We start from the raw sequence: 16,180 nt of genomic DNA on the forward strand, positions 1-16,180 counted from the left end.
TATCCAATGTACATTTCCGCTTAAGCTTGTATACCTTTTCTACTCTATTTCATATATATAATATATAACTTTTATAGAAAGGAGTAATCTATATGCTACAAAAAGAGAATCTATCAGATGCTATGCGTTTACTAGCTGGTTTTCTATTATCATTAAAATTATTATTTACCTCTTTCGGCATACACTTTATTACAAACGATCAAATCGACGCTATTGTTAATGTTGTTTCATTTTTATTTATTCTATACTTTGGCTACAAAAATAACTATGTAGGAAAAAAAGGAGTGGAGCAAAAGAAAATACTCAAAAAACACAACCTTCACTAAAAAAGGAACCTTTTGTACAGGTTCCTTTTTATCATTGACGCACAACAACTTCATTTGTTTGCAATGGACCATATGATACCTCTTTGTCTTGAAATGTATATGTAGCCTGAAAGAATACTTGTTTAAGAGCTTTATCTTTATTAGCTTTTATTTTACAACGTAGTTCCACCTTCTCATTTGGTAACAAATCATCAATTCGCCATCTTACAAGCTGGAATAAAAACTCACTTATCCCCTTATCAACTTTTAAAGAATTAGGAATATAAGCAAAGTAATCTCGAATCATATGACTTACAACAACTCTCGAAATCATTTCTAACCCTTTATTTTCCACTTCAATTCGCATAATAAGTATGTCGTTTACATCATAGGTCAATTCATACGAAAATTGTTCTGTATACATACTACCAATTTGTAATGTAACGGCTATTTGAGGAGGTTCGTTTTCCTTTTTCGATCCGTCAATCCACAATACTGGTTGTAGCGGTATTGAATACTTTCCTGTATCCGAAATTCTTCCCCATATTTTCATAATATATATTCACCTCATTTCAGATGTACCATACACACAATGAATTCCCCAGATTACTAAAGTTTGCTACAAGCAATGTTTAATATTTCTCTTCCTTTTATCCTATTCGACAATATGAAGAAAAAACCATTTTTCATCTATTAACAGAAGGTGTTCTTAATGAAAATTTTTTACAATTTACTTTATGGCAATATTCAGTATGGCTCACTTGCTCTCCACTCATATGAAAGAATATTTTGGCGGAAGAAAAAGTTTGCCTTATAGTCAAATTTGACTATAATATTCTTTATGGCATATTAGTGCACTTATGGAAAAGAAATTAAAATCAACTATACATTTAAATTTTTATCCACTGCACTCAAAACTTAATATAGTTTACTTATTTCTAAAGGAGGGTTATATTTGGAAACTCAACCATTAAAAAAAGACACCAACAAGACAAAATTTGTTGTTGCTGGTTTACTGCTTGGTATATTAATGGCCGCAATGGATAATACAATCGTTGCAACCGCAATGGCAACAATTGTTGGAGACCTAGGAGGATTTGATAAGTTCGTTTGGGTCACATCAGCTTATATGGTAGCAACAATGGCAGGGATGCCTATCTTCGGGAAACTTTCTGATATGTACGGACGGAAACGTTTTTATATTGGGGGCCTCATTCTTTTCTTATTCGGTTCTGCGCTTTGCGGAACAGCTTCAAGTATTGAGCAATTAAGTATTTATAGAGCTATTCAAGGTATCGGTGGTGGTGCCCTTATGCCTATCGCCTTCACAATTATGTATGATATCTTCCCACCAGAAAAACGCGGGAAGATGACAGGACTATTCGGTGCTGTTTTCGGGACATCTAGTGTATTCGGTCCTTTATTAGGTGCTTATATTACAGACTATATAAGTTGGCATTGGGTCTTCTATATCAATATTCCATTAGGACTTATCTCCTTTTTCTTCATTACTAAATACTACAGTGAGTCTCTAGAATTTAGAAAACAAAAAATTGATTGGGCTGGTGCTATTACACTTGTCATAAGTATTGTTTGCTTAATGTTTGCATTAGAACTTGGTGGTAAGGAATATGCCTGGAATTCCACTGTAATTATTGGCTTATTTACAACAGTAGTTATTACGCTTATTATTTTCTTCTTTGTAGAACGAAAAGCAACCGAGCCTATTATTTCGTTCCATCTATTTAAAAAACCTTTATTCGCAGCTAGTCAAGGAGTTGCCTTTTTCTATGGTGCCGCTTTTATTATCTGTACAGTTTATATTCCAATCTTCATTCAAGGCGTTCTTGGAGGTTCCGCCTCTAATGCTGGATTAATTTTAACACCAATGATGGTCGGTTCTGTAATTGGAAGTCAAACAGGAGGACAATTAGCTTCTCGAACAAGCTATCGTAACATTATGATGGTATCTGGTGTCTTCTTCGTTCTTGGTATTTATTTATTAAGTACTTTAACAATGGAGACACCTCGTTTACTCGTAACACTATTTATGATTCTCGCTGGGCTTGGTGTTGGCTTCTCATTCTCAGTATTAAGTATGTCCTCTATTCACAAGTTGGAAATGCGGGACCGTGGTTCGGCGACATCAACAAACTCATTCTTCCGATCACTCGGTATGACTCTTGGTGTAACGATTTTCGGTACAATTCAAAATCATATTTTTACAGATAAACTAAACTCTGTATTCCCCCCTGAACTAGCAAAATTAGCTCCAAAAGGCGGAGACACAAGTTTCTTATTATCACCAGGCGCTACCGCCAAAATTCCTGCTGAAATATTAGCGGGTATTAAAGAAGCTCTCGCTACATCTATTGCGAACACATTCTTCTGGGCACTCATCCCGGCTGTACTAAGTATTATTTGTATTTTACTTATGGGAAATGAACGCCTCTTTACAGGTCCTAAAAAGAAAGAAAAACAAAAGCAAGTTAGTTAATATAAAAAAGAAGCGGCATATCCCTTTATGAAAAAGGATATGCCGTTTATAATATGTATAAAGTGAAACTTTAATCAGTGGGGGCATCCCCCCACTGATTATTAGCCCTCACCAATCGGGCTTTTACGGGCAGTTAATGCGGGATAAAGTTTTTATATACAGGAGTTGAGACAGCATGAGCATGAAATTAGTCATTCTCGGCTTGCTACTCGAAGGAGATAAACATCCATATGAAGTGCAGCATATTATGAAAGAACGACAAATGGATTGTTACATTAAATATGCTAAAGGATCACTTTATTACGCCTTCGAGCAATTAGAAAAGCAAGGCGCAATTCATATTACAAATGTAATTAAAGACACAAATCGACCTGACAAAACGATTTTTCATATAACAGAAGAAGGTAAAAAACTATTTCACACTTTACTATTAAAACAATTCGAAGCCAAAAACCAAATATATAAACCTATTTATTCAGCCTTATCTTTCGCTCACTTTAGCAATGATCACGAATTAGTTCCTATTTTAGAAAAAAAGAAAAACGATACTCTTCAATATTTACATACTATGCAAACGATATATGATTGTAATAAAGGAAAGGTTTCACGTGCACAACTATATATTCTGCAAAGTGTAATTGAGCATATTACAGTTGAATTACAATGGCTAAACACCCTCCTTAAAGATGCTATAGCAGGCCGACTTTCAGAAGTTGCTATAGATGAAAATTGAGCTATGAAAGAAGACATCCTACTTCTTTCATAGCTCAATTTCTCTTTTTATACTGTAATATTATTAGTTAATCCAGAATAAAAAGTCATAATAATAAGAAATAAAAACTTTTGAATTTTCTTATTTTAAAACAGTAGACAAAATTCCAAAAATTGTGTTAGAATTTGTTTCAATATCATATCGCTTGTTAAATTCCTTTCAAAAGGAAAATAGGTACACGAAAGTTTCGTTTCGTGTTTAAAAGGGAAGCTTGGTGAAACTCCAACACGGTCCCGCCACTGTAAATGCTGAGATTTCTTTTTAGTGCCACTGTGAAAACGGGAAGGTGAAAGAAATTATATGAAGCATAAGTCAGGAGACCTGCCTGTTTTAACAACACTGATAGATTCACGGATGATGATGAGGTGTTAAAACAAAAAGGAAGGCTTATTTTCTATGCCTTTATACTTTTTGTTATAGGTATTTCCTAGTAAACGGAAGTGCTTACTTTTAATTAGGGAGGAATTTGAAATGGCAATTCAAACAAGTAACTTAGGTTATCCACGTATCGGATTACAACGAGAGTGGAAAAAAACATTAGAAGCTTTTTGGTCCAATAAAATCAATGAAGAACAATTTTTAACAACAATGAAAGAAATCCGCCTTCAACACGTAAAAGTACAGCAAGAAAAAGGGATTGAACTCATTCCAATTGGCGACTTTACATATTACGATCACGTTTTGGATACCGCTTATATGCTAGGATTTATCCCATCACGTTTTTCTGAGTTTACATCTTACCTTGATGTATATTTCGCAATGGCGCGTGGCTCTAAAGATCACGTAGCTTCCGAAATGACAAAATGGTTTAACACAAACTATCATTATATCGTTCCTGAATATGAAGAGGGATTACAAATCTCTTTAAAAGATAATCGTCCACTTCGCTTATACGAAGAGGCAAAACAAGAATTAGGCGTAGATGGCAAACCTGTTATTTTAGGACCATATACTTTTTTGAAATTAGCTAAAGGCTATACACAAGAGCAATTTGCTACTATTTTAAAACAGTTAGTTGCACCATACGTACAACTGCTTTCAGAACTACATGCAGCTGGTGCACCAGCCATTCAAGTTGATGAACCGATTTTTGCTTCTTTAACGAAAGAAGAAGTTCAACAAGCAAAAGAAATTTATGAAGCTATTCGTAAAGAAGTTCCAAATGCGACTCTTCTTTTACAAACATATTTTGATAGCGTAGAAGAAAACTATGAAGAAATTATTACATTCCCGGTATCCGGTATTGGATTAGATTTCATTCATGGTAAAGAAGGTAATTTAAATGCTATTTCAAAATATGGATTCCCAGCTGATAAAACTTTAGCTGTCGGTTGTATAGATGGCCGTAACATTTGGAGAGCTGACCTTGATGAAGTCCTTGAGCTATTTACAACGTTACAAAAACAAGTCCAAACGAAAGATATCATCGTTCAGCCTTCTTGTAGCTTATTGCATACACCAATCGATAAAACAGAAGAAACTCACTTATCGACTGAGCTGTTTGATGCGTTAGCATTTGCAAATCAAAAATTAGAAGAGTTAGTTCTTATTCATTCCGCTCTCACTCAAGGTACAGAAAGCATTAGTAATGAGCTGGAAACATATCGAAACGTACATCATACAATTCGTTCATCTGCTGCACGTAACCGAGAAGATGTCAAAGCAGCACGAACAGCACTAAAAGAAGAAGATTTTTCACGCCCTCTTCCATTTAAAAAACGATACGAATTACAGCAAGTTGCCCTGGAGTTACCGCTATTACCAACAACGACCATTGGTAGCTTCCCGCAAACAACTGAAGTTCGTCAAACGCGAAAAGAATGGCGTAACGGCGTTATTTCAAATGAACAATATGAACAATTTATTGAAAAAGAGACAGAAAAATGGATTCGTTACCAAGAAGAAATTGGTCTTGATGTCCTTGTACATGGTGAATTTGAAAGAACTGACATGGTCGAATATTTTGGTGAGCGCCTTGCTGGTTTCTCATTCACTAAAAACGGTTGGGTACAATCTTACGGTTCCCGCTGCGTAAAACCACCTGTTATTTATGGTGATGTAGCCTTTATTAACGGCATGACTATTAAGGAAACAGTTTATGCACAAAGCTTAACGGAGAAAGTTGTAAAAGGAATGTTAACCGGACCTGTTACAATTTTAAATTGGTCCTTCGTTCGAAATGATATTCCAAGAAAAGAAGTTTCGTATCAAATTGCACTAGCTCTTCGTCACGAAATTGAACTACTTGAATCTTCCGGAATTAGAGTAATCCAAGTCGATGAGCCCGCACTTCGTGAAGGAATGCCACTAAAAGAAAAAGATTGGGATGCTTATATTACATGGGCAGTACAATCCTTCCTTTTAGCAACTTCTTCTGTAGCAAATGAAACACAAATTCATACTCATATGTGTTACAGTAACTTCGAAGATATTGTTGACGCGATTCGCGCATTAGATGCAGATGTAATTTCTATCGAAACATCAAGAAGTCACGGAGAATTTATTGATACTTTAAAACATACAACATATGAAAAAGGCATCGGCCTAGGTGTATATGATATTCATAGCCCACGTGTACCGAGTAAAGATGAAATGTATAAAATCGTAGAACAATCTTTACAAGTATGTGATCCTAAATATTTCTGGATTAATCCTGATTGTGGTTTAAAAACGAGAAGAACAGAAGAAGTTATTCCAGCTTTAGAACATATGGTGCAAGCAGCGAAAGATGCTCGTTCCCTTTTAAAAACAAACGCATAACAAAAATGGGTTATCCTTTTCTCAGGATAACCCATTTTTTATTCTTTACTTTCAAAAAAGAATTCGTATTGTATTTTATATAATTCATCATCCGTTGGCTCTTCAAGAGGAATTGCTTGTAATACAACTGTATACTCACCATTTGGAATAGGTATTTGAAATTTATTAGAAAGAATACTCGTTATAACGATACTTTCATTTTCAACTGTAAAAGGAACCGTAATCGTTCTAACTACTTCTTCTTTTTCAATATGTTTCCCTGGGGTCACTTTCACTTCACAAGTATAATCAGAAAGCGCTTCAAAAATAACAGTTCCATCTGCCTTAGCATAACCTCTTTCAAAATCTTCATCAGTCCAATCTACATAAGGCTGCTCACCGTCATAGTTCATCAACATTAATTGCGAATAAGAAATCGTTAACTCCATAGTTCCCCTTCTCCTTCATTATGAAATATACAACTACTACTTCACTTCAAATTTTACTCGCGTACCATCTGGGTATTTATCTAACTTATTCCCTACCCAAGAGCCTGCTCCGCGGTTATCCGCCGGACTTATATATTCAATATGTGCTCCTTTTCCGCCTTCCTTGCACATCGCCATTGGCCATTCATCACGATCATACCCTTTTTTTGATGGATATGGTGCTAACGACAATTTCCTTCTATCTGCAGCACCACCACGATCGATTGTACAAACTTCTGAATGCCCTTCTTTTATAGCATCCGTAATATGTTTTCCTGTCTCTGGATAACGTTCTTTCGGAAATTCTAACACTTGATCATACGTATTCGTTTTCTTTACACTTGTTTCCTCTGGCACAAGTACTTCATAAACTGCTACTAAAATAGACAGAATTGCGATAATTGAAATGATAATACCTTTTAATTGCTTCATGTATACCTCCATGTTTCTACCAGTTTCTTTTCCTCCGTTATTATAACAAACTTCTTCTGTATATGTTTTCAGACATTATTGCAGCTCTTCTTCGCTATTCCGCCAAAAACTCTCATTTTTCTTCATCTTTTCACTAATGCTGTAGAAAACTAATAACCTTCCGACATTCTTTTTCAAAGGAAGTCCTCATAAAAGATTGAAATGATATATACGATACTTTTTGGGGAGGAAATATTATGGAAGCTACCTATAAAACGAAAGATGTCACGAATAAAACAGGCATCCCAAAACATATAGTTCGCAAATATAGTCAACTGTTAGAGGAACATGGTTATATGATTTCCAAAACAGCTGATGCTCGTATTTATAAGCTGGATGATTTAAAACTATTGAAATCTATTCATGAAAGAGCTGCTACACTGCAAGAAGATATTTCAGAAACGATACCAATTATTTTAAAAGAAAAAGAGGCCCCACCTGTACCAGTTATACAAGATAAACAAGAAATACAACCGAAAGAAAAAGAAGATGGGCGTAACTTTGAGGAATTCATGTTAAAACTTGAAATGCTCGCTCAATTAAATGAAGCAATTATTCATCAAAATTCTACTCTAATTACACAAAATCGTTTAAAGGATGAGAAACTAGACGAATTGATGCAACAAGTTTATGTAAAAGAAGGCTCTCAAGAAAAAATGCTTCAAGAGTTAGTCGATCACGCCGCTCAAACAGATGCATTGCAAAAAGAAAAGATGGACTTATTAATGAATCATATGTATAAACGAGAATCCAAACAGGAAGAAAAAATGAATAAACTTGTTAGTCAAATTTATAACAAGGATAGTAACCGTGATGCACAGCTTATGCAAGTTATTCGAGAAATTCAAGAAACAAAAAGAATGGTTGCTGCCTCAAAAGAGCAAAGCTTCTTTCAATCATTTAAAAGTTTATTTAGCCGAGCAAAACAAGAAAAAACAAACGAATAAACAATATAAAATAAAAAGTTACCTTCCATCGGTAACTTTTATTCCTTATTTTGTACAGCTGGTAATATAATAATTGCTTCAGTGCCTTTTCCGCTCTCACTCTTATATTCCAATGTACCATTATGCGCTTGTAAAATACTAAATGTTACCATAAGCCCTAATCCTGTTCCTTTTTCTTTTAAAGAATAATATGGTTGCCCCAGCCTTGCTAACTGTTCTTTCGTCATACCAACACCACTATCTTTAACTCTTATTATGATTGTTTCGTCTTTTTGAATAGCTGTTACTTTTAAATATCCTTTATTTCCTTGAATTGCTTCAATACCATTTTTAACAACATTCATAATAGCTTGCTTCAATTTTGTCTTATCACCAATCGTATAAAGACTTTCTGAAATTTCAACTTGTAAATATACACCTTGCATCGCTGCAAATGACGACATAAGAGTGGTCATTTCTATTAATTGGGCTGATAAACAAATGTGTTCTTTTTTCTCAATTTGCGGCCTTGCTAAATTTAAGTAATCTGAAATAATTTGTTCCGCCCGATCCAATTCAGCTAATACGAGACGCATATAATCCTTATTCTTCACATCTTCCGTGCTTTCTAGCAATTGGATAAATCCACGAACAACAGTAAGGGGATTGCGAACTTCATGTGCCACACTTGCTGCTAATTCACTTACAATATTAAGTTTTTCTGATTTTTGCATCTCTGTACGTAGCAATGCATTTTCATTTAAATATTCAGTTAAATACACCTGAAATACCATTGTCATGACCATGATAAGCGAGGCAAATATAAATCCGCTATATATTTGCGAAATATACGGTGTAAATCCTGTTTCCAAAAGAACATTAATCATGCCTAATACTAAAGAAACAAGCACATAAAATGATGAAATCATAAATGCTAAAATTAATTTCTTATCCTTTGAAAAAAGAGACCATTTCTTTGATAAAAATAGCGGAACTATCAATAGAAATATTACTTCTAAAACTGGAAGAAAGCTCATTCCCTTTAGTAACCATTCATATGCAACAAAAATAACCGCTGGGATTAAACCAACAATCCCACCATATAAAAAACCACTGACAATTGGAATGGGGTGAAAGTTATACCCACACACATTGCCAAAACAAATAGAGTATGTCATGGAGAGAATGAGCGTAACGCTAGATAAAAACATAATAAAGTAACGATTTGGCTTCGGAGGCATTTCTTGATAGCGATTTAAACGAATCGCTTCATATAAAAATAGTGGCAAAATTATGATGGCAATTTGAATCAACAAATCACGGATAAGCTCCATAACCTCTCATCCCCTATATGTATTTTGATATGATTATATCATTTTATAGGTGTATTTGTTTTAAAATTTTGATTTTTCTTAACATATTTGTTAATTCTTTGTTAACAGCTCATAATAATTGTTACAGATTTTCGAAATGATTGTAAACCCTGTACCAAATTTCCTTCATGCAGTATACAATGAATACGGATTACAAAGAAAATATAAAAATACTTTTTTAGACGGACAACTATAGCAAAATACAGCATATAATCCATACTATCTATGTTTACAAATAAGTGATCATTACTTTAGTAGGAGGAAGATAAATATGGCGGGTACTACGCTTGTTTTAAAAGAAGAAAATTTGGTTGTTCTAGAAAATGTTGAAAAATCAGTATATGAAGAGTTACAGCATAAAGCGGGAGAAGAAAACTGCACATGTGCTGTGAACGAATCAGTTGTTCACCTTGGCAAGGTATCCTCTGTACTCTGGAATGAAGATGAAATAGATTGGGAATACGGATATTAAAAAGTCGCTTATAGCGGCTTTTTTTCTCTTTTCTCTCTCTTTCTAAATAACATATACAAAGCGTAATCATAGAAAATATGATAAAATGAACTTAATTTTCAAACGGAAGAAAGGGAGATACAATGGAACAATTCATTAACCCTAGAGTGAAGGACATCCAAATTTCTGGAATCCGTCAATTCTCTAACATGATTCAAAACTATGATAATTTGATTTCTTTAACAATTGGACAACCCGATTTCCCTACACCTTCTCTCGTGAAAGAAGCGGCTAAACGGGCTATTACAGAAAACTATACAAGCTATACACATAACGCTGGTTTACTAGAATTACGCAAGGCAGCTTGTAACTTCGTAAAAGATAACTACGATTTACATTATTCACCTGAAAACGAAACCATCGTTACAATCGGTGCTAGCGAAGCAATTGATGTTACATTCCGAACGATTTTAGAGCCAGGAACAGAAGTAATTTTACCTGCTCCTATTTATCCAGGCTACGAACCTATTATTCGATTATGCGGTGCAACGCCTATTTTTGTAGATGTTCGTGAAACTGGATTTCGTTTAACAGCTGAAGCGCTTAAAAATGCTATTACAGAAAAAACAAGATGTATCGTACTACCGTATCCTTCTAACCCAACTGGTGTAACTTTATCCACCGAAGAATTAAAAGATATTGTAGATGTTTTAAAAGATAAAAATATTTTCGTCCTTTCAGATGAAATTTATAGCGAGCTTGTATATGAACAAAAGCATACATCTATCGCCCATTTCCCAGAAATGCGTGAAAAGACAATTGTCATTAACGGTTTATCTAAATCACATTCTATGACCGGCTGGCGTGTTGGACTTTTATTTGCACCAAGCTATTTAGCAGGACACATATTAAAAGTTCATCAGTACAACGTAACGTGCGCTACTTCAATCGCTCAATACGCTGCAATTGAAGCATTAACAGCGGCTAAAGACGCACCTAAAATGATGCGCCACCAATATAAAAAACGCCGTGATTACGTATATAATAGACTCACTCAAATGGGATTAACAGTTGAAAAGCCAACAGGTGCATTTTATTTATTCCCATATGTTGGTCATTTGACATCTTCATCATTTGATTTTGCACTTAATCTTGTTAAAGAAGCAGGACTAGCTGTAGTTCCTGGAACAGCATTCTCTGAATACGGTGAAGGCTACCTTCGCTTGTCCTATGCGTATAGTATCGAAACTTTAAAAGAAGGCTGCGACCGATTAGAAGCCTTTTTAAAGAAAAAAGCTAAGAGTTAAACTCTTAGCTTTTTTTATGCATAATGATCACAAGTTTGACGTTTTAGTAATTTATGAGGAATAATGATACACTTTGCAGTGGATTCTGCATTCTCTACTTTATCAACTAATGCTTTTGCTGCCTCATATCCTAGCTGATAAATATTCACATCAACTGTTGAAAGTGGAGGGCTTGCAATTTCTGATAATAAAGCATTATTAAAGCTTACAATAGAAACATCCTTCGGTACAACGAATCCTTTTTTAGAAAGAGCACTTAACACACCAAGTCCAATTAAGTCATCCGTTGCCATAATTGCCGTCGGCGGTTCCTGCAGTCCCATTAATTCCTCAACGGCTTGTTGACCACTTTCCCTCGAAAAATCAAAATGTAAAATATATTCTTTTGGTAATACAATGTCTGCTAATTTCAAGGCATCACTCATACCAGCTAAACGATCTCTCGTTACAAGTAAATCTGATCCACCACCAATGAACGCGATTTGCTTATGCCCTAATGAAATTAAATATTCTGCCACTTCTCTTGCAGCTGTATAATTGTCATTATCTACATATGTAATTTCATCTTTTCGATCATATGGTTTTCCTATTAAAACAAACGGGAAATTTTGTTCATGTAAATATTGAATAATCCGATCATTCTCTCTTGAATATAAAAGAATAATGCCACCAATTTGGCGTCCCTGTACCATCTTTACGACACCATTAAAAATTTCTTCTTCCGTTTCACCTGTCGACATGTAAAGCGCATAACCTTCTACGTGTGCAAATGAACTAATCCCTCTTATAACTTCTGGGAAAAATGGATTTTGAAAAGCTTTACTTGCAGAACTTGGCATAACAAGACCAAGTGTCTTCGTCGTTTGGTTCGCAAGATTTCTCGCATTTAAATTGGGATGATACCCTAATTCACTCATCACTTTCCTAACACGGCGCTTTGTCTTTTCACTTATACTTGGATTATCAGCAATTACACGAGAAACTGTTGATGGTGCAACATTCGCTTGCTTCGCCACATCTTTAATTGTAACTGTCATAAAAATCCCCTCCTCTCATTTCTCTGCCATTTTTCATATATTTTATCTCGCACTCATTGCAAGTCATAAACTTTCATTTCTTATATCTTGCAAAACTAATCCTATTCTCCCTCTTCATGTATTGTAAGGGATATAGCTATTTTTTCCTATACTATAATATACTATTTATTTCACTTCTTTTCACATGTGATGTCAAATCTCTTTTCATCTCCCTATAAACTTATTTATAGGGAGATGAAAAGAGAAATGGGACGTAATGTCCCATTTTTCATCCTTTTGTACCTCCAGCTGTTAAACCAGAAATAAAGTATTTTTGTAGTGATAGGAATAAAATTGAAATTGGGATTGCAATTAACACAGAACCCGCTGCAAACGTTGTAAATTCATTACCGAATTTTTTCGCAACCATTTCATATAATCCAACTGCTAAAGTATAATTTTCTGGTGTTCGCAAAATAATACTCGCTAAAATGAAATCTGTAAACGGACCAATGAAAGTAAATAACGCTACAACCGCTACGATTGGCTTTGCAAGTGGCATAATGATTTGCCAAAAAATACGAAAATGTCCTGCTCCATCCATACGAGCTGATTCATCCAGTTCTTTCGGAATCGTATCAAAATACCCTTTCATAAGCCATGTATTCATCGGAATGGCCCCGCCTACATAAATTAAAATTAATGCAAGATGTGTATCAATTAATCCTGTTAATTGAGCTAATACGTATAGAGCAATTAACGCTGCAAAGTTTGGAATCATTTGCAGAATTAAAAATGTTAATAAACCATTTTTTCTTCCAACAAAACGATATCTCGAAAATGCATAAGCAGTAAAGCTAATTGCTAACACTGAGAAAATCATCGTTAAAACACTTACTTTTAATGTGTTTTTATACCATAGTAAGTAATTACTATTCTCTAGATCTAATAACTTACGATAATGATCTAACGTTGCATTTTGTGGAATAATACTTGATCCAGATAAACTATCACCCGGATTAAACGATGAGCCAATAATCCATAATAACGGATAGAAAATGATGGCACACATTACGAAAATAACTAAATAACTTAATGAGAGACGTAACATCTTCTGTCTTTTAATATTCATTTACATCATATCCTCTTCTTGGAATGATTTTGTTCTCTTAAATTGCCATAACGCAACTGTAATAACGATTAACGATAATATCATTGTAAGAGCTGCTGCTTTTCCGTACTGCGCTGAAGTCATCGTTAACTTATAAATCCATGAAATTAAAATATCCGTTCCACCTGCGTCTTGTCCAGCTACAGCAGGACCTCCACCGTTAAATAGATAGATGATACTAAAGTTATTAAAGTTAAACGTATATTGCGTAATTAATATTGGCGCTGTTGCGTATAACACTAGTGGCAATGTAATTTTACGAAACTGTTGCCAAGCTGTCGCTCCATCTACTGTAGCCGCTTCATATAATTCTCCCGGAATCGATTGCAGTATACCTGTTGTCATCGCAAAGATAAACGGGAACCCAAGCCACGTTTGAATCATAATTAAAGCAATCTTCGCCCAAAATGGATCTGTCATCCAAGCAATCTTTTCAATTCCGAATAAAGCTAATACTTGATTGTTAATCGCTCCGAATGTTTCATTAAACATACCAGAGAACACAAGAATAGATACGAATGCTGGAACAGCCCACGGTAAAATAAAGATTGTTCGAATAATCGCCTTTCCTTTAATACCGGGCTGATTTACGATAATCGCTAAGAAAATACCAAGCGCAACTTGTAATGTTGTTGCAACGAATGTCCAAATGACAGTCCAAGAGAATACACTTACAAATGTCTCTCTCCACATCGGTAAAGTGAAAATATCAATAAAGTTTTTAAAGCCCACCCAATCTACTAATTTAGCTGGAGGAGAATGATATAAATCATAGTTTGTAAATCCAATTAAAACTACGAAGATGATTGGAAATACGACAACAAAGATAAGTAGTAGAAAACCTGGTGAAACCATTAAATAAGGAAAACCTTGATCTAACAAATTACGGTATTGCTCTTTTACAGAATTTAACGGTGTTCCGATATCACGTTTCTTTCCATTTTGGTATGCATCATATAAGTTAAATGCATATATGCCGAGTCCAAAAGCGATAACGATAAGGGCCAAGATTCCTTCTACTAATAGAAAGACAGAATGGTCACGTGGAACTTCTGTACCAAGCGTTACAATACCCCATAATCCCATATTTAATAAATCAGCAAAGGCTACAATAAATGAACCTGTTAATACTAGAAAAATAAGACCTTTTACAAATTGTTTATTATACATTTGGCCCACGCCTGGAATGATTGATAACATGGTTGCCATTTTCCTATGCTTAGAATGATTCAACCCATTTGCTGGTTCCATAGATGTTTGCATGTTCCTTCCCCCTTTTTTCTTCCTACATGGAAGGGAGAGAATTCGTGCCTCTCATATTAGAGGCACGAATTTCACCTTATTTTTTCTTGTTATGATTTGCCTCAATATTACCTTTAATTTGTTTCACTGCACTATCAAGCGCCGCTTTTGGTGCCTCTTTATCTGTAACAACTAATTGAAGCGCATCTCCAGCTGGTTTCCAAACTTCTTGCATTTCTGGAATGTTTGGCATTGGAATTCCATTTTCAGATTGCGTTGCAACTGCTTTTGCAGCTTCGTTATCTTTAATAATTGGATCTTCCATTACTGATTTTACTGGAGGAATTTCTTTTGTTTTTTCAAATCGAATTTTTGCGTTTTCTTCATTTGTTACCCACTCAGTGAATTTTGTAGCTAAATCATTTTGTTTAGAGAAACTAGTTACATGCCACCCTTTAACCCCAACGAACGTTTTCATTGGTTGACCATTTGGTAATTTCGGCATTGGAGCAACGCCATAATCAATTCCGTTCTTTTCCATTGCTTGGAACGCCCATGGGCCATTCATGATAGATGCTGCTTTTCCTTCATTGAATAACCCATCAGCAGCAGGCCCACCTGATTCACCGATAATACCTTTCGGGAATAATTTTTCTTTGTACCATTTTTGAAGATATTCAGCACCTTGTACTGCTCCGCTATTATTTAATCCAACATCACTTGCATTTGGCTTTCCATCTTTTTCACCAAATACATAACCGCCCATACCTGCCATGAATGCATTAGCAAAGTAGAAGTTATCTCCTAATGCTAAAAATCCGTACTTGCCATCTTTCGTAAATTCTTTTGAGAAGTTAAACAGCTCGTCCATCGTTTCTGGCGCTTTTGGCATTAGTTTTTTATTGTAAATAAAGACTGGCGTCTCAATTGCTTTTGGTAAACCATATAATTTTCCGTTATATGTCTGTGCTTTTATTGATGAATCAGTAAATTTACTCTTTACAGCATCATCTGCTTTCACTTCAGAAAGTAAACCTTCTGTTACTGCATTTCCGATTTGATCGTGTGGCAATGTTACAACATCTGGTCCAGTCCCCGCTGGCCCATCAAGGCGTAACTTCTTCACTTGATCTGTCATTTGCATTTCAACAACTTTTACTTTTACTTTATATTTTTCCTCAAAGCTTTTCACTGCTGCTTCTAAACCAACACCTTTTTTATCATCTTCCCAAACAAGAAGATCATAATCTTTTTTCGCTTTACTTTCCTCTTTTTTCCCTGAATCTTTCGGTCCACATGCAGATAACATACCAATAGATAATGCTGAAACCGTTAATAATGATAATGCTTTCTTCATCCCAAAAACCTCCCTAAATTGTCTATGTACCTCAGTAACTGAAAACGTTTGCATTTAATAGTTTA

At 35.0% G+C, this 16,180-nt stretch carries 15 protein-coding genes and 1 riboswitch; of the genes, 7 read left to right on the plus strand and 8 right to left on the minus strand.

Annotated features, from left to right (window positions below):
- Positions 1-92 precede the first annotated feature (92 nt).
- Positions 93-326, plus strand: a complete 234-nt coding sequence (locus tag BAQ53_RS18800) for an SPP1 phage holin family protein (protein ID WP_000939449.1) — start codon at positions 93-95, stop codon at positions 324-326.
- Positions 327-357: 31 nt separating this feature from the next.
- Here the strand turns inward: BAQ53_RS18800 and BAQ53_RS18805 are convergent, their stop codons facing one another.
- Positions 358-858 carry a hypothetical protein gene (locus tag BAQ53_RS18805; RefSeq protein WP_000708124.1) on the minus strand — a complete coding sequence of 167 codons (501 nt, stop codon included), beginning with the start codon at positions 856-858 and terminating at the stop codon, positions 358-360.
- 402 nt (positions 859-1,260) lie between these two features.
- On the opposite strand from BAQ53_RS18805, the gene BAQ53_RS18810 reads away from it, so the two are divergent.
- From BAQ53_RS18810 to metE, 3 genes are all read left to right on the plus strand, one after another.
- Entirely contained in the window at positions 1,261-2,802 is a 1,542-nt protein-coding gene (locus BAQ53_RS18810; protein WP_208906167.1) for an MDR family MFS transporter, read from the plus strand.
- A 175-nt stretch (positions 2,803-2,977) separates the two neighbouring features.
- On the plus strand, positions 2,978-3,535 hold the full coding sequence (locus BAQ53_RS18815; protein ID WP_000062058.1) for a PadR family transcriptional regulator: 558 nt from the start codon (positions 2,978-2,980) through the stop codon (positions 3,533-3,535).
- A gap of 194 nt (positions 3,536-3,729) precedes the next feature.
- Positions 3,730-3,917: riboswitch (cobalamin riboswitch) on the plus strand.
- Between the two features lie 128 nt (positions 3,918-4,045).
- On the plus strand, positions 4,046-6,334 hold the full coding sequence (gene metE, locus BAQ53_RS18820; protein WP_001007627.1) for a 5-methyltetrahydropteroyltriglutamate--homocysteine S-methyltransferase: 2,289 nt from the start codon (positions 4,046-4,048) through the stop codon (positions 6,332-6,334).
- Positions 6,335-6,372: 38 nt separating this feature from the next.
- On the opposite strand, the gene comJ is transcribed toward metE, so the two are convergent.
- Both comJ and nucA read right to left on the minus strand, forming a co-directional pair.
- Positions 6,373-6,762: a competence protein ComJ gene (comJ, locus tag BAQ53_RS18825; RefSeq protein WP_000424030.1), complete on the minus strand. Its 390-nt coding sequence runs from the start codon at positions 6,760-6,762 to the stop codon at positions 6,373-6,375.
- Positions 6,763-6,798: 36 nt separating this feature from the next.
- Positions 6,799-7,233, minus strand: coding sequence for a DNA-entry nuclease (gene nucA, locus BAQ53_RS18830; protein WP_000811494.1), 435 nt, complete (start codon positions 7,231-7,233; stop codon positions 6,799-6,801).
- Positions 7,234-7,469: 236 nt separating this feature from the next.
- Between nucA and BAQ53_RS18835 the strand changes: the two genes are divergently transcribed.
- Positions 7,470-8,219 carry a DUF3967 domain-containing protein gene (locus tag BAQ53_RS18835; RefSeq protein ID WP_000388466.1) on the plus strand — a complete coding sequence of 250 codons (750 nt, stop codon included), beginning with the start codon at positions 7,470-7,472 and terminating at the stop codon, positions 8,217-8,219.
- Positions 8,220-8,257: 38 nt separating this feature from the next.
- Here the strand turns inward: BAQ53_RS18835 and kinB are convergent, their stop codons facing one another.
- Complete coding sequence (kinB, locus tag BAQ53_RS18840) at positions 8,258-9,532, minus strand: sporulation sensor histidine kinase KinB (RefSeq protein ID WP_000420360.1); 1,275 nt, start codon at positions 9,530-9,532, stop codon at positions 8,258-8,260.
- A 310-nt stretch (positions 9,533-9,842) separates the two neighbouring features.
- Between kinB and BAQ53_RS18845 the strand changes: the two genes are divergently transcribed.
- Complete coding sequence (locus tag BAQ53_RS18845) at positions 9,843-10,043, plus strand: hypothetical protein (protein ID WP_000929280.1); 201 nt, start codon at positions 9,843-9,845, stop codon at positions 10,041-10,043.
- Positions 10,044-10,165: 122 nt separating this feature from the next.
- Positions 10,166-11,329, plus strand: a complete 1,164-nt coding sequence (locus BAQ53_RS18850) for an aminotransferase A (protein WP_208906168.1) — start codon at positions 10,166-10,168, stop codon at positions 11,327-11,329.
- 14 nt (positions 11,330-11,343) lie between these two features.
- On the opposite strand, the gene malR is transcribed toward BAQ53_RS18850, so the two are convergent.
- From malR to BAQ53_RS18870, 4 genes are all read right to left on the minus strand, one after another.
- Positions 11,344-12,366 carry a maltose operon transcriptional repressor MalR gene (malR, locus tag BAQ53_RS18855; RefSeq protein ID WP_000219050.1) on the minus strand — a complete coding sequence of 341 codons (1,023 nt, stop codon included), beginning with the start codon at positions 12,364-12,366 and terminating at the stop codon, positions 11,344-11,346.
- Between the two features lie 268 nt (positions 12,367-12,634).
- Entirely contained in the window at positions 12,635-13,477 is an 843-nt protein-coding gene (gene malD / locus BAQ53_RS18860; RefSeq protein ID WP_001022608.1) for a maltosaccharide ABC transporter permease MalD, read from the minus strand.
- Complete coding sequence (gene malC / locus BAQ53_RS18865; RefSeq protein WP_001194994.1) at positions 13,478-14,779, minus strand: maltosaccharide ABC transporter permease MalC; 1,302 nt, start codon at positions 14,777-14,779, stop codon at positions 13,478-13,480. It abuts the gene before it with no gap.
- A 76-nt stretch (positions 14,780-14,855) separates the two neighbouring features.
- Positions 14,856-16,115, minus strand: a complete 1,260-nt coding sequence (locus BAQ53_RS18870; RefSeq protein ID WP_000709912.1) for an extracellular solute-binding protein — start codon at positions 16,113-16,115, stop codon at positions 14,856-14,858.
- Between the last annotated feature and the right edge of the window lie 65 nt (positions 16,116-16,180).

It is taken from the genome of Bacillus sp. B25(2016b) (assembly GCF_001679765.1).
In the GTDB taxonomy this organism is placed as follows: Bacteria; Bacillota; Bacilli; order Bacillales; family Bacillaceae_G; genus Bacillus_A; species Bacillus_A thuringiensis_K.